Here is a 23340-nt window from a genome sequence, read left to right on the forward strand (position 1 = left end):
GGATCAAGAAGGATCTGCGATGACTGACCAACAGAACACTGCTGCGAACGAAGAAGAAACTGCACCGCAATTCTCCTTGCAGCGCATTTATGTGCGTGACCTGTCCTTCGAAGCTCCGAAAAGCCCGGCGATCTTCCGCCAGCAGTGGGAGCCGAGCGTCGGTCTGGATCTGAACACCCGTCAGAAGACGCTGGAAGCCGACTTCCACGAAGTCGTGCTGACCCTGTCGGTTACCGTGAAAAACGGTGACGAAGTGGCGTTCATTGCTGAAGTGCAACAGGCCGGGATCTTCCTGATCAAGAACCTGGATGACGCTTCGATGAGCCACACCCTGGGTGCGTTCTGCCCGAACATCCTGTTCCCGTACGCTCGCGAAACCCTGGACAGCCTGGTGACCCGCGGTTCGTTCCCGGCACTGATGCTGGCTCCGGTGAACTTCGATGCGCTGTACGCGCAAGAGCTGCAACGCATGCAGGCTGCTGGCGAGACGCCGACCGTTCAATAAAAGCTTCGTTTACCCCATGAAAAAAGCGCCTCCGAAGGCGCTTTTTTCATGGGGTAAACGAAACCTTCGAGTAGGAGCTGCCGAAGGCTGCGATCTTTTGATCTTGAAAATCAAAATCAAAAGATCGCAGCCTTCGGCAGCTCCTACATTGGGTCGCGGTGTTACTTGAAGTCGTTCTGACGCCAGGCTTCGTAAACAGCCACTGCCACAGTATTGGACAGGTTCAGGCTGCGGCAGCCTTCGCGCATCGGCAGGCGCAGGCGTTGCTCGCCGGGCAGGACGTCCAGCACTTCGGCGGGCAAGCCACGGCTTTCCGGGCCGAACAGGAACGCGTCGCCCGGGACGAAGCTGGCATCGTGGAACGGCCGCGAACCCTTGGTGGTGAAGGCGAACAGTCGTGGATGGCCGAGGCTCTCCAGGCAGCTGGCGAGGTCCACGTGGCGTTGCAGGGTGGCATACTCGTGGTAATCGAGGCCGGCCCGGCGCAGGCGCTTGTCGTCCATCTCGAAGCCCAGCGGTTCGATCAAATGCAGGTGGCAGCCACTGTTGGCGCACAGCCTGATAACGTTGCCGGTATTCGGCGGAATTTCTGGTTGGAAAAGGATGACGTGAAACATGCACGGCTCCGAAGGCAAAGATGACGCGCATTCTACGCCGCCAGAAGGCGTGCGTTCGAAACTATTCCTGCGGGTAATGGGCTCGCTGGCGATTGTCGGGGTGATGGTCGGGATGATGATCGGTCGCCTGACCACGCCAGACCCCAGTCAGCTGCAGCAGGTTGAAGTGACGAACGACGGGCTGGTGGTGTGGTTCAACAATGAACCCAAGACCCACGGCGAAATTGTGGACGGCAGTGTCGCGCTGCTGTTTGGCGCCGAGGGCAAGGCGCAGAAAGGTCAGCTCAAGCTCGGCGGCAAGGACGTGAACTGGCGGGTACGTTTGAGCGATGGGGGGTTGTTGCTGACACTGGTAGCGGCCCGGCCTCTACAGGGCCAATGGGCCGGTAGTGAGGTCGATGACCGCTGGCGGCTGGAGATCCATCTCCGGGAGCAATAAAAGAGGGAATCCCCGGCCTGCCTGTACCAAGGTTCCCGAAACGGGAGGCTCGTCGCGAGTGCGGTGTGAGCCTGGTGTAAAGAAGGAACCCCTGACCTGCCTGTATCAAGGGCCCCAAAACGGCTGGGCTCGTCGCGGGTGCGGTGTGAGCCCGATGTAAAGAGGGGAATCCCCGGCCTGCCTGTACCAAGGTCCCCGAAACCGGGTGGGTGAACTGATTCACTTGAAAGGGTTATTGCAGGGGGCGTGCCAGTTTTTAACAGTTTGGAACAAAAAATCGCTTTGATGCGCTGGAAGCCCCGAAATTCGGGGCTTTCGTGTTTTTTCGAAAGGGATTCGGTTGCGAAAGCAGGCGGGGACTCGAAGCTGTTTTTGTGCGCGATTGCGGTTCACGGTGCATTGCGGCGGTGCATGGAACGTGGTTGTCGGCCAAAAAAGATCGCAGCCTTCGGCAGCTCCTACAGGGTCTTGCGTACGCCTGTAGGAGCTGCCGAAGGCTGCGATCTTTTCGCTTGCGACTAAGCTCGAAAGCCCGATTTAGCCCTCATCCCCCTCATCATCATCCCCACCATCAACCTTCATCCCCAATTCCTTGATCTTGCGCGTCAGGGTGTTGCGCCCCCAACCCAGCAAGACGGCGGCATCGCGGCGGCGACCGGCGGTGTGCTTGAGGGCGGTCTCGATCATGATCCGCTCGAAGGCCGGTACCGCGCTGTCGAGCAGGCTCGACTGACCACGGGCCAGGGCCTGGTCAGCCCACTGGCGCAGGGCCTGTTCCCAGTTGGTCACGGGTGCCGAGTCCTGCGGCAGGCTCAGCAACTCCGGCGGCAAGTCGCCGATGTGTACTTCGCGACCCGAAGCCATCACCGTGATCCAGCGGCAGGTGTTCTCCAGCTGACGCACGTTGCCGGGCCACGGCAAGTTCTTCAGGTATTCCTCGGTTTCGCTTTTCAGCAGCTTCGGCTCGACTGCCAGTTCCTGGGCGGCGCGGCCGAGGAAATGCTTGGCCAGGGTCGGGATGTCTTCGCGGCGATCCGACAGGCGCGGGATATGGATCCGGATCACGTTGAGGCGATGGAACAAGTCCTCACGGAACTTCCCGGCGTGCACCAGGGTTTCCAGATTCTGGTGAGTCGCAGCGATGATGCGCACATCGACCTTCACCGGCACATGACCGCCGACGCGGTAGAACTCGCCGTCGGCCAGTACCCTTAGCAAGCGGGTCTGGGTGTCGGCGGGCATGTCGCCGATTTCGTCGAGGAACAGCGTACCGCCATCGGCTTGCTCGAAACGCCCGCGACGCAGGTTGGCCGCGCCCGTGAACGCGCCTTTCTCGTGGCCGAACAGTTCGGATTCCATCAGGTCTTTGGGGATCGCCGCCATGTTCAGCGCAATGAACGGCGAAGCGGCGCGCGGGCTGTGACGATGCAGCGCGTGGGCCACCAGTTCTTTACCGGTACCCGATTCACCATTGATCAGCACGGTGATGTTGGAGTGACTCAAGCGTCCAATGGCGCGAAACACTTCCTGCATCGCCGGCGCTTCGCCGATGATTTCCGGGGTGCGGGTCAGGGTCGGGGCAACTTCCAGGCCCTGTTGTTCCTGAGCGTGCTGGTTGGCGCGCTTGACCAGGGAAACCGCCTCGTCGACATCGAACGGCTTGGGCAGGTACTCGAAGGCGCCGCCCTGATAGGACGCGACAGCGCTGTCCAGATCGGAGTGCGCGGTCATGATGATCACTGGCAGCCGTGGGTGCTGCTCGCGAATCCGCGCCAGAAGCTCCAGGCCGCTGGCGCCGGGCATGCGGATGTCGGAGATGATCACGTCTGGCTGCTGGCGCGCCAGGCGGCTCATCACGCCATCGGCGCTGTCGAAGCTTTGCGTGGTCATGCCTTCCTGTTGCAAGGCTTTTTCCAGGACCCAACGGATAGAACGGTCGTCATCGACGATCCACACGGTTTCACTACGGCTCATGTCGATGTGGCTCCTTGTTCCAGTGGCAGAAAGATCGAGAAGGTGGTGTGGCCGGGGTGGCTGTCACATTCGATCAGGCCCTGGTGCTGGCTGATGATGTTCTGGGTAATGGCCAGGCCCAGCCCGGTACCGTCCGGACGACCGCTGACCATGGGAAAGAAAATGGTTTCCTGAAGTTCTGCCGGGATGCCCGGGCCGTTGTCGATGATCTCGATCTTGGTCACCAGGCGATGGCGCACGTGGCCGATGGTGAACTGGCGCATGGCGCGGGTGCGCAGGCTGATGCGGCCCAGGCGCAGTTCGTTCTGGCTGCTGATGGCCTGCATCGCATTGCGCACGATGTTCAGAACCGCCTGAATCATTTGCTCGCGGTCGATCAGGACGTCGGGGATGCTTGGATCGTAGTCGCGCACCAAGGTAATGCAGCCCTGGCTTTCGGCCTCCACCAGATGGCAGACACGCTCAAGCACTTCGTGGACATTGCACATGGCCAGCGATGGCAGCTTGTTGGAGCCGAGCATGCGATCCACCAGGTTACGCAAGCGGTCGGCTTCTTCGATGATGACGTTGGTGTAGTCGCGCAGGCTTTCTTCCGGCAGTTCCCGGGCCAGCAATTGTGCCGCGCCGCGAATCCCGCCCAGGGGGTTCTTGATTTCATGGGCCAGGCCGCGCACCAGCATCTTGCTGGTTTCCTGTTTCGACAGCTGTGCTTCTTCCTTGGTGATCCGCAGCAGGCGGTCACGGGGGTGGACTTCGAGCAGCAGCAGCGTGTCGCCGTTGCTCAGAATCGGCGTTACCGCGTAGTCGACGGTCAAGGTCTGGCCGGTGAGGGCGGTGAGCATGGCTTCGCGCTTGGTGAACGGGTGCGCCTGTTCGACAGCCTGGCGCAACGAGTTCAGTGCCTCGGTCGATTCGGTAAACAACTCACTGATGAACTGCCCATGGCTGCGCTGACCGCTGATGGCCAGCAGCATCTCCGCCGCCGGGTTCATGTACTCGAGGCGCAGTTCGGCGTCGAGCAGGATGGTGGCAGTGGTGAGGTTGTCGAGTAGCAAACGGTGGAGTGCGTCGCTAATGGTCATCGGGACCTCTTTTAGGGCAGAGCATGCGCAAAAAAACGCTGGTACAGGCAAAATGCAAAAAACAAACCAAGGCTCCGAAAAGAAGCGCTTAACGCCTGAAACAGGCGTTTGACGCTCGTTTGCGTGGCGTTCTGCCAGCTTTCACGGGTACTTTCGAACCAAAATGGGTTGGAATGTGAGTACGGTGCAAGCTATTGCACCAATATAGTGCGCAAACCTGAACGAGGTTAGAAAAGTCGCAGGAAGGGATTTTTTTCTTCGCCGGGTTTGTCACTGAGCGGGCATTCCGGCCGCTGGCCGTAGTCTTCGAGAGTGCAGGGTTTGATCCTGCGCTTCTGGGCGAGAGACGTGCGCTGCATGTGGAAAGGTTGGTTGGCGGTGCGTTCGACGATGCGTCCCTGTTCGTCGAGGATTTCCACGGACAGGGTATGGCTGCCGCGATCGATGTTGCTCAAAGCGAACACCGGGCTCAGGCCGGGTTCGGCGGTGGGCTGGCCGTCGAGCAGCAATCGGTAGCGGTGACCGGGTTGCAGGGCAGGTTCGTTGGTGGCGCTGACGATGACTTCGCCGGTGTTGCTGCGGATGGTTGCGTCGGGTTCCGGGATCAGGATGCGCAGCACCTCATAGTGGAACGGCGCTTGTACTTCAGGACTGCTCTGGGCAAGCAATGGCGCTGCGCTGGAGGGCTTGGCCGCCATTCGATTGCTCGTTGTCAGTGGTACACGCCTGGCGTCGCCGGGTTTGGGCTGGTCGGTGAAAACCCGGTTGCCCTGAGCGTCGACATACATGAAGACCTCTGCCGAGGCGGGCAGGGCAATCAGGCAGGCGATCAGTAGCCAGGCCTTCAAGGCTTGTGCACCCGCTGCACGGTGAATGTCACCGCAGGGCTCTGCTGCACAACGTTTTCGCCATCGATCACTTGCACGGCGAGGCGGTGTTCGCCGCGATCGATGTTCACCAGTTGCAGGGTCGGCACGTTGCCTGGCTGGCCGTAGGGTTGACCGTCCAGCAGCAGGCGCAGCAGGTGGGGGCCTTGCAGGCGCGGCTTGATCAGTACTGTTACGGTGAACGTGCCGTTATTGGCGCGCAGGGCTTCGGTGCCGGGCAGGCCTGTCAGCTCCAGCACTTCATAGGTCTTGTGGGGTTCTTCTTTACGATCGGCTTCGGCAGCAGGTGCGGCTGCGCCGGGAGGCTGGTGCTCGACGCTGTTGAGGGGCGGCAAATCGACCGGTTGGGCACTGACGCCGTCAGGCGGTTGATTGCTGTACGCGGTGGCACCGTTGGCGTCCGTGTACTTGTAGATCTGCGCCGTGGCGGGCAGAACGATCAGCAGCAGGATGAAGAAAAAACCACGACCCATGGAATCGACCGGAAGCGAAAACGTTGGGTTGCAGCATAGGCCAGGCCGGGCGGTTCTCCCAAGTCGCTAAACATCTGGGCAATAAAAAAGCCTCCCGAAGGAGGCCTCTTTTTTGTCACGCCGCGTATTGCGACGCTACCGGATCAGCAGCTGTAGTACAGCTCGTATTCCAGTGGGTGTACGAAGGTACGTACCTTGATTTCTTCTTCGCTTTTCAGGGCGATGTAAGTGTCGATGAAGTCGTCGCTGAAAACGCCGCCTTTGGTCAGGAACGCACGACCTTTGTCCAGCTCTTCCAGGGCTTCTTTCAGGCTGCCGCAAACTTGTGGGATCTCTTTGGCCTCTTCAGGCGGCAGGTCGTACAGGTTTTTGTCAGCGGCGTCGCCAGGGTGGATCTTGTTCTGGATGCCGTCCAGGCCAGCCATCAACAGTGCGGCGAAGCACAGGTACGGGTTGGCAGCCGGATCCGGGAAGCGTGCTTCGATACGGCGGGCTTTCGGGCTCGACACGTAAGGAATACGGATCGAAGCGGAACGGTTGCGAGCCGAGTAGGCCAGCATCACTGGAGCTTCGAAGCCTGGAACCAGACGCTTGTAGGAGTTGGTCGCCGGGTTGGTGAAGCCGTTCAGGGCCTTACCGTGCTTGATGATGCCGCCGATGAAGTACAGAGCGGTGTCGGACAGGCCTGCATAGCCTTCGCCGGCGAAGGTGTTCTTGCCATCTTTCCAGATGGACATGTGTACGTGCATACCCGAGCCGTTGTCGCCGTACAGAGGCTTAGGCATGAAGGTAGCGGTACGGCCGTAGGCATCGGCTACGTTGTGCACGACGTACTTCAGGGTCTGGGTTTCGTCGGCTTTCTTCACCAGGGTGTTGAACTTGACGCCGATTTCGTTCTGGCCGGCAGTCGCCACTTCGTGGTGGTGAACTTCGACGGTCAGGCCCATTTCTTCCAGTGCGTTGCACATGGAGGTACGGATTTCGTGGTCGTGGTCGAACGGCGGAACCGGGAAGTAGCCGCCTTTGACGCCTGGACGGTGGCCTTTGTTGCCGCCTTCGATGTCCTGGTCGGACATCCACGAACCTTGTTCAGAGTAGATCTTGAACATGGAGCCGGAAATGTCGGACTTGAACTTCACCTGGTCGAAGATGAAGAACTCTGGCTCTGGACCTGCGTATACGGTGTCACCGATAGCGGTGGCTTTCAGGTACTCTTCGGCGCGCTTGGCGATCGCACGTGGGTCGCGGTCGTAGCCTTGCATGCTCGAAGGTTCGATGATGTCGCAGACCAGGATCAGGGTCGGCTCTTCGGTGAACGGATCCAGGACAGCGGTGGAGTCGTCCGGCATCAGGATCATGTCGGAGGCTTCGATGCCTTTCCAGCCAGCGATGGAGGAACCGTCGAACATTTTGCCGACTTCGAAGAAGTCGTCATCCAGCGCATCGCGAGCCGGCATGGTCACGTGGTGCTGAGTGCCTTTGGTGTCCGTGAAGCGCAGATCAATCCACTTGACGTCATGATCTTTGATGAGTTGAACCGACTTCGACATAGTGTCCTCCGGGTGGCTTCGGGCTAGTAATGGATGCCCTTAAATGTGGGTGATGCCGGCGCGAATACTCTGCCAAGGCAACCTGCCTCACAAGGGAGCAAATTGCATGCCAGTGCCCCAGCATGGGTTTTTTGCCCCAAAAACACGCTTGCGAGGGCATATTGCGCTTTAAAGCAGAAAATCTCGCCCTGTAATGTGGCGCCACCCCCAACAAATGACCTGTTTTGGTGCGCGCGAAACCTTCTGCACATTAACTGGTTAAACCTTGAGCAATTTCCGCTATAATCCGCGCCCCCCTTTTTCGGCAGGCCATGCGCGCGCTGTTTCCATGAAATTAATCGTAAAAGTCTTCCCCGAGATCACCATCAAGAGCCGCCCGGTACGGATGCGTTTCATCCGTCAATTGGCCAAGAACATCCGTGCCGTGCTCCGCGATCTGGACCCGGCCGTGGTGGTGAACGGCGTGTGGGACAACCTCGAGCTGGAAACCCGCGTCAGCGACCCCAAGGCCTTGAAGGAGATGGGCGAGCGCCTGAGCTGCATGCCGGGCATCGCGCATTTCCTGCAAATCGATGAGTACCCGCTGGGCGATTTCGACGACATCGTTGAGAAGTGCAAGCAACACTACGGTGATGCGCTGGCCGGCAAGATCTTCTCGGTGCGTTGCAAACGCGCCGGCAAGCACCCGTTCAGCTCGATAGATATTGAAAAATATGTCGGCAGCCAGTTGCGCCGTCAGTGTGGTGCCGCCGGGATCGACCTGAAAAAGCCTGAAATCGAGGTCCGGATCGAAGTTCGCGACCAACGGTTGTTCGTGATCCACAGCCAGCACAACGGCATCGGCGGATATCCGCTGGGCGCGCTGGAGCAGACCCTGGTGCTGATGTCCGGTGGCTTCGACTCCACCGTGGCGGCCTACCAGATCATGCGCCGCGGCCTGATGGCGCATTTCTGCTTCTTCAATCTGGGCGGACGTGCCCACGAACTGGGCGTCATGGAAGTCGCGCATTTCATCTGGAAGAAGTACGGCAGCTCCCAACGCGTGCTATTTGTCAGTGTGCCTTTCGAAGAAGTGCTGGGCGAAATTCTCGGCAAAGTCGATAACAGTCATATGGGCGTAGTATTGAAGCGTATGATGTTGCGCGCTTCGTCCCAAATTGCCGATCGACTGCACATCGACGCGCTGGTCACCGGTGAGGCGATCTCCCAGGTATCGAGCCAGACGCTGCCGAACCTGTCAGTGATCGATTGCGTGACCGACAAGCTGGTCTTGCGTCCGCTGATCGCGAGTCACAAGCAGGACATCATCGACCTGGCCAACGAAATCGGTACCGCCGATTTCGCCCGGCACATGCCGGAATACTGCGGCGTCATCTCGGTCAATCCGAAGACTGCAGCCAAGCGCTATCGCGTCGAGCATGAAGAGAAAGAATTCGATATGGCGGTACTCGAGCGTGCGCTCGAAAACGCCAAACTGGTGCCGATCGATCGTGTGATCGACGAATTGGGCCAGGACTTGCAGATTGAAGAAGTCAGCGAAGCGCTGGCCGGTCAGATCGTCATCGACATCCGTCACCCGGATGCCGCTGAAGACGACCCGCTGGAGCTTGCTGGCATCGAGGTACAAACGATGCCGTTTTATGCAGTGAACGCTCGTTTCAAGGAACTGGACCCTACTCGCCAGTACCTGCTGTATTGCGACAAAGGCGTGATGAGTCGCCTGCATACCCACCATTTGCTCAGTGAGGGGCATGCCAATGTGCGCGTTTATCGACCGAGCTAAGTGCCCGGGGCTGTTTGCCTGTGGCCTGCGTCACCGGCCCCCCGATGCCACCGTCAAGCTGTAACGGCTTTCACGGACGCTACTGTTAATCGCTGCCAAGACTTGTCAGCACACCGAATCCTCTGATCGAGATACACAAGTGATCGAAAATCTACGCAACATCGCCATCATTGCCCACGTTGACCATGGTAAGACCACCCTGGTAGACAAACTCCTGCGTCAATCCGGCACCCTGGAGCGCAACGAGCTCAACGACGAGCGCGTGATGGACTCCAACGACCAGGAAAAAGAGCGCGGTATTACCATTCTGGCGAAAAACACCGCCATCAACTGGAACGGCTACCACATCAACATCGTGGACACCCCGGGCCACGCCGACTTCGGCGGCGAAGTTGAACGCGTAATGTCGATGGTCGACTCCGTTCTGCTGCTGGTTGACGCTCAAGACGGCCCTATGCCGCAAACCCGTTTCGTGACCAAGAAGGCTTTCGAAGCCGGCCTGCGTCCAATCGTGGTCATCAACAAGGTTGACCGTCCAGGCGCGCGTCCGGACTGGGTTCTGGACCAGATCTTCGACCTGTTCGACAACCTGGGTGCCACCGAAGAACAGCTGGACTTCAAAGTCGTCTACGCCTCGGCCCTGAACGGTATTGCCGGTCTGGACCACACTGAGATGGCTGAAGACATGACCCCGCTGTACCAGTCGATCGTCGACAACGTACCAGCGCCGAAAGTCGACCGTGACGGTCCGTTCCAGATGCAGATCTCCGCACTGGACTACAACAGCTTCCTGGGTGTTATCGGCGTTGGCCGTATCGCTCGTGGTCGCGTCAAGCCGAACACCCCGGTTGTGGCTATCGACGCTGACGGCAAGAAGCGCAACGGTCGTATCCTGAAGCTGATGGGTCACCACGGCCTGCACCGCATTGACGTTGAAGAAGCTTTGGCTGGCGACATCGTCTGCATCAGTGGCTTCGACCAGCTGTTCATCTCCGACACCCTGTGCGACCCACTGAACGTCGAAGCGATGAAGCCGCTGACCGTTGACGAACCAACCGTTTCCATGACCTTCCAGGTAAACGACTCGCCTTTCTGCGGTAAAGAAGGCAAGTTCGTGACCAGCCGTAACATCAAGGAACGTCTGGACAAGGAACTGCTGTTCAACGTTGCTCTGCGCGTTGAAGAAGGCGACACCGCCGACAAGTTCAAAGTCTCCGGCCGTGGTGAGCTGCACCTCTCGGTACTGATCGAAACCATGCGTCGCGAAGGCTTCGAAATGGGTGTTGGTCGTCCGGAAGTGATCATCCGTATGGTTGATGGCGTCAAGCACGAACCGTACGAAAACGTGACCATCGACCTGCCGGAAGAATCCCAGGGCGCGATCATGGAACAGATCGGTATCCGTAAAGGCGACCTGACCAACATGGTTCCGGATGGCAAGGGCCGTGTGCGCCTTGAGTACAACATCCCGGCCCGTGGTCTGATCGGTTTCCGTAACGAGTTCCTGACCCTGACCTCCGGTGCAGGCATCCTGACCTCGATCTTCGACCGTTACGACACCATGAAGTCCGGTGACATGTCCGGCCGTCAGAACGGCGTGCTGGTATCGGTTGCTACCGGTAAGGCACTGACCTACTCGCTGGAAACCCTGCAGTCGCGTGGCAAGCTGTTCATCGAACACGGCCAGGACATCTATGAAGGTCAAATCGTTGGTCTGAACAGCCGCGACAACGACCTGGGTGTTAACCCAACCAAAGGCAAGAAGCTCGACAACATGCGTGCTTCGGGTAAAGACGAAACCATCGCTCTGGTTCCGCCTGTACGCTTCACTCTGGAGCAAGCTCTGGAATTCGTACAAGAAGACGAGCTGTGTGAAGTCACGCCTAAGTCCATCCGTCTTCGCAAGAAGATCCTGGGCGAAAGCGAGCGTACCCGCGCTGCCAAGAAGTCCGGTAACTAAGTCATTTAGTTAGCTGACAAAAAAACGCCCCCGACCGCAAGGCCGGGGGCGTTTTTGTTTGTCTGGGGTTTGTGTGGCGCTTGTACTGGCCTCATCGCGAGCAAGCTCGCTTGTGTTCGAGGTGAACCACAAATTGTGTGAACACCACAGAACCCCTGTGGGAGCGAGCTTGCTCGCGATGGCGGCCGATCAGCCGCCACTGGTTTCAGGAAATATCAGAACCGCTCGATACTCCGCGAACTCCGCTCGCGCTCCACTTCCTTCGGCTTGTACGCGCAATACCCCGGCCGCGGGCCGATTTTCGGGTGGTTGCGGCAGGTATCCGGGCGCTTTTCATAAATAGTGCACAGACGGCTCTTACGATCCAGGTACAGGCAATCGTTGTTGCTCATGCGCTGGAGGGTAAAGATCCCAGACTTCTGGTTGAAACGTTCGACCAGGCCTTCCTTTTGCAGACGCTTGGCGATGTTCTTCGGCGGATCACCCAGCTCGAACTCATCGACCACGCCGATGCGGATCAGATCCTTGATCTTGACCTCGACGGGCAGGGTGCAGCAGCTGGACATGCACGAGCCGCACATCGGGGCAGAGTACTTGGCCCAGGTATCGAGGCGGTCGATCTCTGCGGCAGCGATCAGGTTCGGCTTCATCATCGGTTGTTACCAGCGTGTGCATCAGGGCGCGCGATCATACCGGGACTGGTGGATTTTTGAACAACCTTTCGCCAGTTTTTTTCACAGACGGCGCAAACAACCGGAAAATAGGCACGAGCCCTGCATTGATTCAGGCACAAGACTACGCAATGTCGATCCAGTTCGTATTCAAAGGAAAAACTGCCGAACCAGAGCCTCTACCGCCTGTCAGACCGACTAGGCTCAGACAACTCCAAGCTCGCTCGAGGTCCTATCGATGACTCAAGAACCACTTGTTCGCGAAGCAGAGGTGGCCGCATTCCGCGACGCCGTCTTGACCAAACTCACTTATGCAGTGGGTAAAGACCCGGATCACGCCTTCGACCACGACTGGTTCGAAGCCATTGCCCTGGCCGCGCGGGATCACATGGTCGAGCACTGGATGGACCACACGCGGCAGATCTACCGCAAAGGCCAGAAGCGCGTTTATTACCTCTCCCTGGAATTTCTCATCGGCCGGCTGCTCTTCGACAGCCTGAGCAACCTCGGCCTGCTCGACGTGGCCCGCGAAGCCCTGACCGAACTCGGCGTCGACCTTGAGCGCATTCGCTTGCTGGAGCCCGATGCGGCCCTGGGCAACGGCGGCCTCGGGCGTCTGGCGGCGTGTTTCATGGAAAGCATGTCGACCCTCGGCATTGCCGGTCATGGCTACGGCATCCGCTATGAGCATGGTTTGTTCCGCCAGGCCATCGTCGACGGCTGGCAACAGGAGCAGACCGAACACTGGCTGGATTTCGGCAACCCGTGGGAGTTCGAGCGGCCGGAAGTGGCTTACACCATCGGTTTCGGCGGCGGTGTCGAGACCCTGACCGACGACACCGGCAAAACCAGACAAGTCTGGTCCCCGGCGGAAACCGTGCGCGCCATTGCGTATGACACGCCGGTGGTCGGTTGGCGCGGGGCAAGCGTCAACACGCTGCGCTTGTGGCGCGCCCGGGCCATGGAAGATCTGCATCTGGAGCGTTTCAACGCCGGCGACCACTTGGGCGCCGTGGCCGAAGTGGCCCGGGCCGAAAGTATCTCTCGGGTGCTGTACCCGGCGGACAGCACCGAGGCCGGCCAGGAATTGCGCTTGCGCCAGGAGTATTTCTTTGTCGCCGCCTCATTGCAGGATCTGCTGCGCCGACATCGCAACATGCACACCTCGGTGCTGACCCTGGGCGACCACGCGGCGATTCAGCTCAACGACACTCACCCCTCGATTGCCGTGGCTGAACTGATGCGGCAACTGGTCGACGTCTATGACGTGGCGTGGGATGCGGCGTGGCAGGTCACCGTCGATACGCTGTCCTACACCAACCACACATTGCTGCCCGAAGCGCTGGAAACCTGGCCGGTGGGCTTGATGGAGCGCATGCTGCCACGGCACATGCAGATCATTTACCTGATCAACGCCCAGCATATCGACTCCTTGCGGGCCAAAGGTATTCACGACTTCGACGTGCTGCGCGCGGTGTCGCTGATCGAGGAAGACAACGGACGCCGGGTGCGCATGGGCAACCTGGCGTTTCTCGGTTCCCACAGCATCAACGGTGTGTCCGGGCTACACACGCAACTGATGCGTCAAACGGTGTTTTCCGAGCTGCACAAGCTCTACCCGGAGCGGATCAACAACAAAACCAATGGCATCACCTTCCGCCGCTGGCTGTATCAGGCCAACCCCGAGCTGACCTCGATGCTGGTCGATACCCTCGGGCCCGAAGTGCTGGATAACCCGGAACAGCGTTTGCTCGCCCTCGAGCCGTTCGCCGAGAAAAGTGCATTCCGCAAGGCGTTTGCCGAGCAACGCCTGCACAGCAAGAAAGCCCTGGCGTACCTGATTCATGAGCGGTTGGGCGTGGCGGTCAACCCGGCGGCGATGTTCGACGTGCAGGTCAAGCGGATCCACGAATACAAACGCCAGTTGCTCAACCTGATGCACACTGTGGCGTTGTACCAGGCGATTCGCGCGGAGCCTGAAATCGACTGGGTACCACGGGTGAAGATCTTTGCCGGCAAGGCGGCCGCGAGTTATCACCAGGCCAAACTGATCATCAAGCTGACCAACGACATCGCCCGGGTGGTGAACAACGACCCGACCGTGCGCGGCTTGCTCAAAGTGGTGTTCCTGCCCAACTACAACGTCAGCCTGGCGGAGAGCATCATTCCGGCGGCGGATTTGTCCGAGCAGATCTCCACCGCCGGTTTCGAAGCGTCAGGCACCAGCAACATGAAATTCGGCCTGAACGGCGCGCTGACCATCGGCACCCTGGACGGGGCCAACGTGGAAATGTGCGACCGCATCGGCGCCGAGCACATGTTCATCTTCGGCCTCAGTGCGCAGCAGGTGGAGGCGCGCAAGCAGAACCATGAGTTCAGCGCGGTGCCGGATATTGCCGCGTCCCATCGTCTGAACGATGTGCTGCAAGCGATTCGTGGCGGGGTGTTCTCACCGGATGATCCTTCCCGTTATGCCGGGTTGATCGATTCGCTGGTGGACTACGACCGCTTCCTGGTCTGCGCCGACTTCGATTCCTACTGGCACGCCCAGATGCGCGTCGAAGCCCATTGGCACGATTCGAAGGAGTGGTGGCGTTCAGCGGTGTTGAGCACGGCGCGGATGGGCTGGTTCTCGTCGGACCGGACCATTCGCGAGTACGCCACGGAAATCTGGAAGGCGCTGGAGTAAGTCTTCAGGCAGATGGATATACTGGCGCGCCGGAAAAGATCGCAGCCTTCGGCAGCTCCTACAGGATCGCGTAATACCGCGACTATGTAGGAGCTGCCGAAGGCTGCGATCTTTATGGATACGGCTGAGCTAATCTTTCCGGATTGGCCAATGGGCTTAGGGATATCGACCATGCAATGGATGTTCATGCTGATAGGGCTGGTGCTCGGCTGGATACTCGACGAGTCATTCAGCGATGCGCTGCTGGGCGCGTTACTCGGATTGGGTATCGGCCAGGCCCTTCGCATGGCCCGCCTGGACTCGCAGGCCGTCGAGCAGCAACGTTTGCTGGAGCAGGCGCAGGTAGCGCTGCACGCGGTCGAGCAACGGCTGGCGCTGCTCGAAGCATCGGGCGTCAAGGCGCCGGAAACCCGCGAGCCACTTGTCTCACCTGAAACCATCCTCGATGAAGCACCTGCCGCGGCCCCGGATTTGCTCTGGGAACTGCCGCCCGAACTCGAACCGATCACCGCAGCGGCCACGCAGCCCGCCGATGCCTGGAAGGCCGAGACGACCGCTCGCCAGGCACAACCACTTGTCCCCCCGCGTGGCCCGAACCTCATCGATCGCGCCATCAGCCGTGCCCGCGCCTGGTTGTTCGGCGGCAATACCGTGTTGCGGGTCGGCGTGGTGCTGCTGTTCCTCGGCCTGGCCTTTCTGCTGCGCTATGCCACCGAAGGCGTGGTGGTACCGGTTGAGTTGCGTTACGCAGGCGTTGCGGCGGCAGCCTTGGGGTTGCTCGGGCTGGGTTGGTGGTTGCGAGCGCGCAACAACAGTTATGCGTTGATCCTGCAGGGTGCCGGGATCGCCGTGCTGTACCTGACGGTGTTTGCCGCGATGCGCCTGCATCCGCTGCTCGATCCCTCGGCGGGGTTTGGCCTGCTGCTGGCGGTGACAGTCTGTTCGGCGATTCTCGCCATTACCCAGGACTCCCTGGGGTTGGCCGCCGCTGCCGCACTGGGTGGCTTCGCCGCGCCCATCCTGGCCTCCACCGGCGCCGGCAGCCACGTCGCGCTGTTCAGCTACTTTGCCCTGCTCAACGCCGGCATCTTCGCCATCGCCTGGTTCAAGGCCTGGCGGCTGTTGAATGTCATCGGGTTCAGCGGCACCTTCGGCATCGGTTTCGCCTGGGGCCTGCGCTCCTACTCGCCGGAGCAGTTGTGGAGCACCGAGCCGTTTCTGATTTTGTTTTTCCTGATGTACCTGGCCATTGGTCTGCTGTTCGCCCGGCGCAGGCTGCTGGAAATGAGCGATGCACCGGCAGAGAGCAGTCGCGAATCGCTGCTGCAATGGTCGGCGCGCAAGGGCAACTACGTCGACGGCACGCTGCTGTTCGGTCCGCCGCTGGTGGGTTTCGGCTTGCAGTTCGCATTGGTGCAGCATCTGGAGTTCGCAGCGGCGTTCAGTGCCTTGGCGCTGGGCATGATTTACATGGGGCTTGCCCGTTGGCTGATGGCCGGGCGCACGCTGTTGTTGGGGGAAACCTGCCTGGCCTTGGGCGTGATCTTCGCCAGCCTGGCGATTCCGCTGGGGCTCGATGCACGCTGGACGACGGCGGCGTGGGCGGTGGAGGGCGCGGGGATTTTCTGGCTCGGTCTGCGCCAGCAAAGGCCCGTGGCCCGGGCCTTTGCCTTGCTCCTGCAACTGGGGTCGGCGCTGGCGTTTCTCAGCGAGCTGCACGACAGCGAGAGCAGCCTGCTTGGCGGTGTACCGCTAGGCGCGCTGTTACTGGGCATCGCGTTGCTGTTCAGCTTCTACCAGTTGCTTAAAGCCCTGCCGGAACAGATCAGGCCTTGGGAACTGAAAGGCCTGCCAGTCCTGGCGTGCCTCGGGCTGGCGTTTCTCTATTTGCTGGCGCCGTTGTTTTTCTTCAGCCACGGCACGGTGATCAGTTGGGCCCTGGCCGGGGTGCTGACGTTGTTGGTTGGCTTGCGCCTGCCATCGCGCACCTTCGTGTTCACCGCGCTCGCTGTGCAACTGTTGGGTGGCGCGCTGTTCCTGGCGACGGGGCCGCTGTTCAGTGAAGGGCTGAACCCCTTGGCTCATGCCGGCTTCTGGGCGCCGCTGATGCTGGGGCTGGCGGCGATGGTCGGAGCCTGGCGTTTGCAAATTGGTCATTCGCTTGGAGTATTCGAAGGGCTGAGCCTGTTGCGATTGTCCCAGGCGTTGCTGGTGTGGGGCGCAGGCTGGTGGGCGTTGGCCTGGGTCATCGAAGTGGTGCATTTTGCGCCGTTGCCGATGCGGGCGACTTTGTTGTTGGGCATCGCTGCCGTGAGTGTGGCGCTGTGGACGGTATTGGCGCTGCGCCTGAAATGGCCGTCTCTGGGGGTACTCGGCACGGTATTGATTCCCGTGGCGGCGCTGGTGCTGCTCGCGGCCTGGCACTCGCGTTATCACCCGGCGGCCAACTTTGGCTGGCTGGCGTGGGCCGCTGTGTTCGTGGTGCATTTCATGTCCTTGCGACGCCTGGCGCCCATGCTGCCGGCGCGTGTGACGAGCGTCGCCCATGTGCTCGGCTGTTGGCTATTGATGGGTGTACTGGCTCTGGAGCTGCGCTACGGCTTGCTGGTGTTGTCCGAGCAATACAACGCCTGGCGCTGGTTGGGTTGGGCGATTCTGCCAGGTCTGTATCTGGTGCTGATGGCGGCACCTCGCGTGTGGCCTTGGCCCGTGTCGGCGTATCCGCGCGAATACCGTGTATACGCCGCCGCGCCGTTGGCGTTGTTGATGCTCGGCTGGTTCTGGCTGGCGAATGTCGCCAGTGACGGCAACGCCGAGCCACTGCCTTACGTGCCATTGATCAACCCGCTGGAGCTGGGCTTGTTGTTTGCGCTGTTCGGCGTCTATGTCTGGTCCCGCAGCGCCATGACACAACTGGCGGTCCGCGAGGATTACGCCGTCATCGCCACGCAAGGGGTCGCAGGTGCCTCGCTGTTCGTGTTCTTTACTGCGTTGGTAATGCGTACGGCGCACCATTGGAGCGCGGTGCCCTTCGAGCTGGATCTGTTGCTGGCGTCGATGCGTGTACAAGCCGGCCTGTCCATCGTCTGGACCTTGATGGCCCTGAGCCTGATGATCGGCGGCCATTTGCGTGGCCGCCGCGAAGTCTGGCTGATCGGCGCCGCCTTGATCGGCGTGGTCGTGGCCAAGCTGTTCTTTGTCGAACTGAGTAATCGTGGCGGGTTGGCGCGAATCGTGTCGTTTATCGGTGTCGGCGCGTTGCTGCTGGTGGTGGGCTATTTCGCCCCGCTGCCACCCAAGCGCGCCGAAGCTGTGCCGGATATCGAGAAACCGGTCCCGGAATCCGAAGGAGTGTCGTCTTGAGTCAGAAGCTGAACCTGGGTTGGCTGGGCGCTGTCGCCATGGGTGTGATGTTGTCGGCGGTTGCCCAGGAAAAACCGGCGGACTTCACTACCCAAGTGCCCCTGTCGGTGACGGGCGAAGGCCCCTGGTATCGCCTTGAACTGCCCCTGAACGTACAACTGAATGCACGGCAGGCTGACTTGAGCGACGTGCGTGTGTTCAACGCCGTGGGCGAAGTTCAGGCTTATGCCTTGGCCCGGGAATCGGCGCGGAGCAATGAAACGCGCACCTTGACCGAGGTGAAATGGTTTCCGCTGTACAACTCGGTGGACGCCACTGAAACCGCGCCGAGCGTGCGGGTGCAATCGAGCACCACCGGCACATTGGTCGAGGTGCAGCCCTCCAGTCAGCTGGAGGCGGGTGAGGAGGAGCTGCGCGGCTGGTTGCTCGACGCTTCCGCCATCAAGGCGCCGTTGCAGCAGTTGATTCTCGACTGGACCAGCGAGCGCGACGGCTTCCAGCGTTTCACCGTCGAAGCCAGCGATGATTTGCAGCATTGGCAATCCTGGGGCGAAGGGCAGGTGGCGCGCCTGACCTTTTCCGACGAGCGGGTCGAGCAGCATGAAGTCAACCTGCCGGGCCAGTCGGCGCGCTACCTGCGGTTGCTGTGGATCACCCCGCATTCGGCACCGACGCTGACTTCGGCGCAACTGCAGAGCTCCAATACCCGCAGCCTGCCGCTGCCGTTGGTCTGGTCCCAGGCATTGACCGGCAGCAGCGTGAAGGCGGGTGAATACACCTGGCAGTTGCCGGTGGGGCTGAATGTCGAGCGGGTGCAGATCGAGTTGAGCCAGCCCAACAGCCTGGCGCCAGTGAGCCTGGCCGGGCGGCGCGACAGCAGCCTGCCATGGCAGTCGTTGGGCAGTGGTTTGCTTTATCGCCTGACCCAGAACGGTCAGGACGTGGTGCAAAACCAATTGCAGTTGTCAGGGCAAATCGTCCAGCAACTGAAGCTGACCGTGGACGAGCGCGGCGGCGGCCTGGGTGATCAGGCGCCGACGCTGAAGTTTGCCGTGCGCGCTACGCAACTGGTGTTCCTGGCGCGCGGGCCTGGGCCTTACACGCTGGTCGTGGGCAATACGGAGGCGAAGGCGGCGAACTTGCCGCTGTCGACGCTGATTCCGGATTACAGCCCGGCGAAGCTCGCGACCTTGGGCCGGGCCATGGTGGATGTCGGGGCGGTGGTCTCGAATGCATCGACAGAGAAAACGCTGGTGACGACGGACACCCAGTGGAAGAAGTTCGGCTTGTGGGCGGTGTTGTTGCTCAGTGTCTTGTTCCTGGCGGCGATGGCGTTCAGTTTGTTGCGTAAACCGCCGGTCAAACCCTAGGCTGGCGCTTCGCGCCAGATCGCGGGCAAGCCCGCTCCCACAGGTACAGCGCTGTCCTTGTGGGAGCGGGCTTGCCCGCGATAGCGGTATATCAGTCAATAAAGATGCTGATATGACCGCTACTTTCCGGCTCACACCCAGCCCATTTCCAACTACGCTCATCCCCGCACATGAACTCTCTTCGGCCGATCACGTCTGATAGGAGGAAATGCGCCCCGACTCGCGTTAAACTGCGCGGGTTTTTAGCCCCCCCCATTCCACCGGAGCCTTCCATGTCCCGCGTTACCTTGAGTCGCTATTTGATTGAGCAGACCCGCAGCAACAACACTCCTGCCGATCTGCGCTTCCTGATCGAAGTGGTGGCGCGTGCCTGCAAGGAGATCAACCACGCCGTGTCCAAAGGCGCCCTGGGTGGCGTTCTGGGCAGCATGGGCACTGAAAACGTCCAGGGCGAAGTGCAGAAGAAACTCGACGTGATCTCCAACGAGATCCTGCTCGAAGCCAACGAATGGGGCGGTCACCTGGCCGGCATGGCGTCCGAAGAAATGGACAACGCCTACCAGATCCCGGGCAAATACCCGAAAGGCGCCTACCTGCTGGTATTCGACCCACTGGACGGTTCGTCGAACATCGACATCAACGCCCCGGTCGGCACCATCTTCTCGGTACTGCGTTGCCCGAACGAATACCTGAGCCAGAACGAGCCCTTGAATGAAAAGGCCTTCCTGCAGCCAGGTACCCAGCAAGTGGCCGCCGGTTACGCGATCTACGGTCCGCAGACCATGCTGATCCTGACCTTGGGCGATGGCGTGAAAGGCTTCACCCTGGACCGTGAAATGGGCAGCTTCGTACTGACCCACGAAAACATCACCATTCCTGAAGCCACCCAGGAATTTGCCATCAACGCGTCCAACCAGCGTCACTGGGAAGCACCGGTACAGCGCTACGTCAGCGAATTGCTGGCAGGCGATGAAGGCCCGCTGAAAAAGAACTACAACATGCGCTGGGTTGCCGCGATGGTCGCCGACGTGCACCGCATCCTGACCCGCGGCGGTCTGTTCATGTACCCACGCGACAGCCGCGAGCCGTCGAAGCCGGGCAAACTGCGCCTGATGTACGAAGCCAATCCGATGTCGTTCCTGGTGGAACAGGCAGGCGGCGCGTCCACCGATGGTCACCAGCGCATCCTCGACATCCAGCCGGAAGGCCTGCACCAGCGTGTTGCGGTGTTCCTCGGTTCGAAAGAAGAAGTTGCCCGCGTCACGGCTTACCACAAGGAATAAACCATGAACGCGCCCTGGCAGCCGTTGCTTGATTGGTGGTTCGGAAGTTCCGGGTCAGCGAGGGAAGTGGCGGCGCAGAAGGGCAAGTTGTGGTTTGGCAAGCGCGACAGCCAGGACCTCGAAGCGCGCGAGCGTTTCGGGGACCAGGCCGAGCAGGCACTGGTCGGCGGATTGACCGAGTGGATGCAACATCCCGAAGGTTGGCTGGCTCTTGTGGTGTTGCTCGATCAAATCCCGCGAATGATCTTTCGCGATACTCCCAAAGCCTTTGCAGGCGATCTGCGGGCGCAAAAGCTGGTGGCCCAGGGCATTGCCGCGGATTTCGATCGGCAGTTGCAGCCAATTCAGCGGGTGTTCATCTATCTGGTGTTCGAGCACAGCGAAAACCTCGCGGTGCAGAACGAAGGCGTCTCGCGTTACATCGAACTGGTGGCGCAGCAGCCGGAGGTTGATCGGGCGTTGTTCAGCGATTACCTGGACTATGCCGAGCGGCATCAGAGGGTGATTGCGCAGTTTGGACGGTTTCCGCATCGCAATGCGGTGTTGGGAAGGGAGTCTACGGTCGAGGAGTTGGCGTTTCTCTCCAAGCCGGGGTCGAGGTTCTAGTTTTGCGCTGTTGCTGAATCCGTCATCGCGAGCAAGCTCGCTCCCACAGTAGATCTCCGGTGCGACAAAGATCCCTGTGGGAGCGAGCTTGCTCGCGATGAGGCCGGTGAGCGCGCCTTAGATCCTGAAACTTCCGACTAGCTGCTTCAAACGCGCCGCCTGCCGCTCAAGATCGGCACACGCACGCAAGGTCGACTGCAGGTTCTCCACACCTTCCTGGTTCAGCGTATTGATCTCGGTGATGTCGACGTTGATCGACTCCACCACGGCCGTCTGTTCTTCAGTGGCGGTGGCGACCGACTGGTTCATGCCATCGATCTCCCCGATGCGCTGGGTCACACTGCCCAGGCGTTCGCCCGCCTGGTTGGCGATGCCGACGCTGCTTTCGCTCTGGCGCTGGCTGTCGGTCATGATGCCCACCGCTGCCCGTGCGCCGACTTGCAGCTCTTCGATCATCGTCTGCACTTGCTGCGCCGAGTCCTGGGTGCGGTGAGCGAGGTTGCGCACTTCGTCGGCAACCACCGCAAAACCACGGCCGGCTTCGCCAGCGCGGGCCGCTTCAATGGCGGCGTTCAGTGCCAGCAAGTTGGTCTGCTGGGAGATGCTGGTAATCACTTCCAGGATCTGTCCGATGTTGACCGTGTTGCTGTTGAGGGTCTCGATGTTGCCGCACGAATCGCTGATCTTCGCCGACAGCTGCTGCATCGCCGCGATGGTTTTATCCACCACCTGTTGGCCGTCTTCGGCCAGGCTGCGGGCATCGCTGGAATGTTGCGAGGCGAGGGCGGCGTTCTGGGCGATTTCCTGGGCGGCGGCACCGAGCTGGTTGATCGCCGCGGCCACGCTGCTGGTGCGCGAGGCTTGCTGGTCGGAGTTGAACATCGACGAGTTCGAGGCGGCGACTACCCGCAGCGCCACTTCGTTGACCTGGCCGGTGGCCGAGGACACTTCGATGATCGAGGTGTGAATGCGCTCGACGAAGCGGTTGAACGACAGCCCCAGCGCGCCGAATTCGTCGTGGCCGTGGATGGTCAGGCGTTTGGTCAGGTCACCTTCGCCTTCGGCGATGTCATGCATCGCGCGGCCCATGGTCAGCAGCGGCTGCATCAGCAGGCGGATCAGCATGCCCAGCAGGGCGATGATGATCACCACGGCAATCACCATGGCGATGATCGCCGAGGTGCGGAATTCGCTGAGCATCGAGAACGCCGTTTCCTGGTCGAGCACCAGCGCCACGTACCAGTCCACCGACGGCACGCCGTTGACGTGGGTGAAGGAGATGAACTGGCGCTTGCCGTCGATCTCGACTTCTTTCATGCCCGGGCTGACTTTGGGTGTGTCGCTCGGATAGGCCTCGGCCAGGCTCTTGAGCACCAGCTTGCTGTCCGGGTGAATGAGTATCTTGCCGTCGGCACCGACAATGAACGCATGACCGTGACCGCCGAAGTTCAGCGAATTGATGATCGCACTGACGCTGGACAGGTCGATGTCGGCGCCGGCGACACCGATCATCTGGCCCTGATGCTGCACCGGGGTGGCGACTGTGATCACCAGCTTGCCGGAAGACGCGGCAATGTAGGGTTCGGTGACAATGGTCTGTTGCGCGCTATTGGCCGCCTTGTACCAGCCACGGGCGCGCGGATCGTAGTCCGCCGCGCGGTTGCCCGCCGGGACCGAGAACATCACGCCATCGGCGCCACCGAAGTAGCTCAGCTGGAAGTTGCCGGTGTAGGCGGGCAGGTCGATGATACGTTTCAGGCTGGCGGGAGCATTGCCATCGGCGGTGACCTGTTGGGCCATCGACTGCAGCAGTTGCATGCGGCTTTCCAGCCAGGTCTGGATGTTACTGGTGGTCAGGCTGCCGAGTTCCTGCATCGAGGCTTCGGTACTGTTGCGCAAGGTTTCGCGCTGGCGATAGTCGTTGAACAGGATGAAACAAGCGAATGCGACGGCCACCACGAGGGCGGCAGCCAGCAATATCTTGTGGCTGAACTTCATGTTTCGGGTCATGGATGAGCTACCGCAGAGGGGCTGTTCTACAAAATGGGGGAGCAAATGCCACCGACGTGGCTTTGCGTTGCATTTATG

General features: G+C 60.4%; 17 protein-coding genes and 1 pseudogene. 9 read left to right on the top strand and 9 right to left on the bottom strand.

Going from position 1 to position 23340, the window contains the following annotated elements; genetic code table 11:
* Positions 1–19 precede the first annotated feature (19 nt).
* Positions 20–505 (top strand): protein-export chaperone SecB, encoded by a 486-nt coding sequence (gene secB / locus AC3IP0_RS01490; protein WP_008047739.1) that lies wholly within the window; start codon positions 20–22, stop codon positions 503–505.
* A 161-nt stretch (positions 506–666) separates the two neighbouring features.
* On the opposite strand, the gene AC3IP0_RS01495 is transcribed toward secB, so the two are convergent.
* Positions 667–1122 (bottom strand): tRNA (cytidine(34)-2'-O)-methyltransferase, encoded by a 456-nt coding sequence (locus AC3IP0_RS01495; RefSeq protein ID WP_489326507.1) that lies wholly within the window; start codon positions 1120–1122, stop codon positions 667–669.
* Here AC3IP0_RS01495 and AC3IP0_RS01500 point away from each other — a divergent pair.
* Entirely contained in the window at positions 1121–1561 is a 441-nt protein-coding gene (locus AC3IP0_RS01500) for a hypothetical protein (RefSeq protein WP_489326509.1), read from the top strand. The two genes, AC3IP0_RS01495 and AC3IP0_RS01500, sit on opposite strands and share 2 nt — an antisense overlap.
* A gap of 537 nt (positions 1562–2098) precedes the next feature.
* Here the strand turns inward: AC3IP0_RS01500 and ntrC are convergent.
* From ntrC to glnA, 5 genes are all read right to left on the bottom strand, one after another.
* Positions 2099–3535 (bottom strand): nitrogen regulation protein NR(I), encoded by a 1437-nt coding sequence (ntrC, locus tag AC3IP0_RS01505; RefSeq protein WP_046040882.1) that lies wholly within the window; start codon positions 3533–3535, stop codon positions 2099–2101.
* Positions 3532–4617 (bottom strand): nitrogen regulation protein NR(II), encoded by a 1086-nt coding sequence (gene glnL, locus AC3IP0_RS01510; protein WP_150756808.1) that lies wholly within the window; start codon positions 4615–4617, stop codon positions 3532–3534. Before glnL ends, ntrC begins: the two co-directional genes overlap by 4 nt.
* A gap of 227 nt (positions 4618–4844) precedes the next feature.
* Positions 4845–5465 (bottom strand): DUF4124 domain-containing protein, encoded by a 621-nt coding sequence (locus AC3IP0_RS01515; RefSeq protein WP_489326511.1) that lies wholly within the window; start codon positions 5463–5465, stop codon positions 4845–4847.
* Entirely contained in the window at positions 5462–5977 is a 516-nt protein-coding gene (locus AC3IP0_RS01520) for a DUF4124 domain-containing protein (RefSeq protein WP_489326513.1), read from the bottom strand. Before AC3IP0_RS01520 ends, AC3IP0_RS01515 begins: the two co-directional genes overlap by 4 nt.
* Before the next feature lie 143 nt (positions 5978–6120).
* On the bottom strand, positions 6121–7527 hold the full coding sequence (glnA, locus tag AC3IP0_RS01525) for a glutamate--ammonia ligase (RefSeq protein WP_489317987.1): 1407 nt from the start codon (positions 7525–7527) through the stop codon (positions 6121–6123).
* Positions 7528–7855: 328 nt separating this feature from the next.
* Between glnA and thiI the strand changes: the two genes are divergently transcribed.
* Both thiI and typA read left to right on the top strand, forming a co-directional pair.
* Positions 7856–9310 carry a tRNA uracil 4-sulfurtransferase ThiI gene (gene thiI, locus AC3IP0_RS01530; protein ID WP_489326515.1) on the top strand — a complete coding sequence of 485 codons (1455 nt, stop codon included), beginning with the start codon at positions 7856–7858 and terminating at the stop codon, positions 9308–9310.
* Positions 9311–9449: 139 nt separating this feature from the next.
* Positions 9450–11270: a translational GTPase TypA gene (typA, locus tag AC3IP0_RS01535; RefSeq protein ID WP_046041316.1), complete on the top strand. Its 1821-nt coding sequence runs from the start codon at positions 9450–9452 to the stop codon at positions 11268–11270.
* Positions 11271–11485: 215 nt separating this feature from the next.
* On the opposite strand, the gene AC3IP0_RS01540 is transcribed toward typA, so the two are convergent.
* The gene (locus AC3IP0_RS01540; RefSeq protein ID WP_108216195.1) at positions 11486–11923 is read right to left on the bottom strand and encodes a YkgJ family cysteine cluster protein; all 438 of its coding nucleotides are present in this window, start codon (positions 11921–11923) and stop codon (positions 11486–11488) included.
* Positions 11924–12179: 256 nt separating this feature from the next.
* Here AC3IP0_RS01540 and AC3IP0_RS01545 point away from each other — a divergent pair, with 256 nt between their 5' ends.
* The 5 genes from AC3IP0_RS01545 (at position 12180) to AC3IP0_RS01565 (ending at position 21252) form a co-directional block, all read left to right on the top strand.
* The gene (locus AC3IP0_RS01545; RefSeq protein ID WP_489317988.1) at positions 12180–14630 is read left to right on the top strand and encodes a glycogen/starch/alpha-glucan phosphorylase; all 2451 of its coding nucleotides are present in this window, start codon (positions 12180–12182) and stop codon (positions 14628–14630) included.
* 171 nt (positions 14631–14801) lie between these two features.
* Positions 14802–17993: a DUF2339 domain-containing protein gene (locus AC3IP0_RS01550; RefSeq protein WP_489326517.1), complete on the top strand. Its 3192-nt coding sequence runs from the start codon at positions 14802–14804 to the stop codon at positions 17991–17993.
* Positions 17990–19363, top strand: coding sequence for a DUF3999 domain-containing protein (locus AC3IP0_RS01555; protein WP_489326518.1), 1374 nt, complete (start codon positions 17990–17992; stop codon positions 19361–19363). Before AC3IP0_RS01550 ends, AC3IP0_RS01555 begins: the two co-directional genes overlap by 4 nt.
* Before the next feature lie 272 nt (positions 19364–19635).
* Entirely contained in the window at positions 19636–20646 is a 1011-nt protein-coding gene (locus AC3IP0_RS01560) for a class 1 fructose-bisphosphatase (protein ID WP_007975526.1), read from the top strand.
* A gap of 3 nt (positions 20647–20649) precedes the next feature.
* Positions 20650–21252: a DUF924 family protein gene (locus tag AC3IP0_RS01565; RefSeq protein WP_489317991.1), complete on the top strand. Its 603-nt coding sequence runs from the start codon at positions 20650–20652 to the stop codon at positions 21250–21252.
* Between the two features lie 117 nt (positions 21253–21369).
* Here the strand turns inward: AC3IP0_RS01565 and AC3IP0_RS01570 are convergent, their stop codons facing one another.
* A complete protein-coding gene (locus AC3IP0_RS01570) occupies positions 21370–22134 on the bottom strand; it encodes a methyl-accepting chemotaxis protein (protein ID WP_411740587.1) in 765 nt (254 codons plus the stop codon).
* A gap of 93 nt (positions 22135–22227) precedes the next feature.
* A pseudogene (locus tag AC3IP0_RS01575) lies at positions 22228–23262 on the bottom strand (HAMP domain-containing protein); the annotation flags it as partial.
* Positions 23263–23340 lie beyond the last annotated feature (78 nt).

This window comes from Pseudomonas sp. GL_103, assembly GCF_057835175.1.

Bases quoted from the DNA above. Each gene is read 5' to 3' on its own strand.
- AC3IP0_RS01500 (WP_489326509.1), top strand. From the start codon at position 1,121: ATGCACGGCTCCGAAGGCAAAGATGACGCGCATTCTACGCCGCCAGAA.
- AC3IP0_RS01570 (WP_411740587.1), bottom strand. From the start codon at position 22,134: ATGTTCAACTCCGACCAGCAAGCCTCGCGCACCAGCAGCGTGGCCGCG.
- thiI (WP_489326515.1), top strand. From the start codon at position 7,856: ATGAAATTAATCGTAAAAGTCTTCCCCGAGATCACCATCAAGAGCCGC.
- AC3IP0_RS01540 (WP_108216195.1), bottom strand. From the start codon at position 11,923: ATGATGAAGCCGAACCTGATCGCTGCCGCAGAGATCGACCGCCTCGAT.
- AC3IP0_RS01560 (WP_007975526.1), top strand. From the start codon at position 19,636: ATGTCCCGCGTTACCTTGAGTCGCTATTTGATTGAGCAGACCCGCAGC.
- AC3IP0_RS01550 (WP_489326517.1), top strand. From the start codon at position 14,802: ATGCAATGGATGTTCATGCTGATAGGGCTGGTGCTCGGCTGGATACTC.
- ntrC (WP_046040882.1), bottom strand. From the start codon at position 3,535: ATGAGCCGTAGTGAAACCGTGTGGATCGTCGATGACGACCGTTCTATC.
- AC3IP0_RS01520 (WP_489326513.1), bottom strand. From the start codon at position 5,977: ATGGGTCGTGGTTTTTTCTTCATCCTGCTGCTGATCGTTCTGCCCGCC.
- AC3IP0_RS01545 (WP_489317988.1), top strand. From the start codon at position 12,180: ATGACTCAAGAACCACTTGTTCGCGAAGCAGAGGTGGCCGCATTCCGC.
- glnL (WP_150756808.1), bottom strand. From the start codon at position 4,617: ATGACCATTAGCGACGCACTCCACCGTTTGCTACTCGACAACCTCACC.
- AC3IP0_RS01495 (WP_489326507.1), bottom strand. From the start codon at position 1,122: ATGTTTCACGTCATCCTTTTCCAACCAGAAATTCCGCCGAATACCGGC.
- AC3IP0_RS01565 (WP_489317991.1), top strand. From the start codon at position 20,650: ATGAACGCGCCCTGGCAGCCGTTGCTTGATTGGTGGTTCGGAAGTTCC.
- secB (WP_008047739.1), top strand. From the start codon at position 20: ATGACTGACCAACAGAACACTGCTGCGAACGAAGAAGAAACTGCACCG.
- glnA (WP_489317987.1), bottom strand. From the start codon at position 7,527: ATGTCGAAGTCGGTTCAACTCATCAAAGATCATGACGTCAAGTGGATT.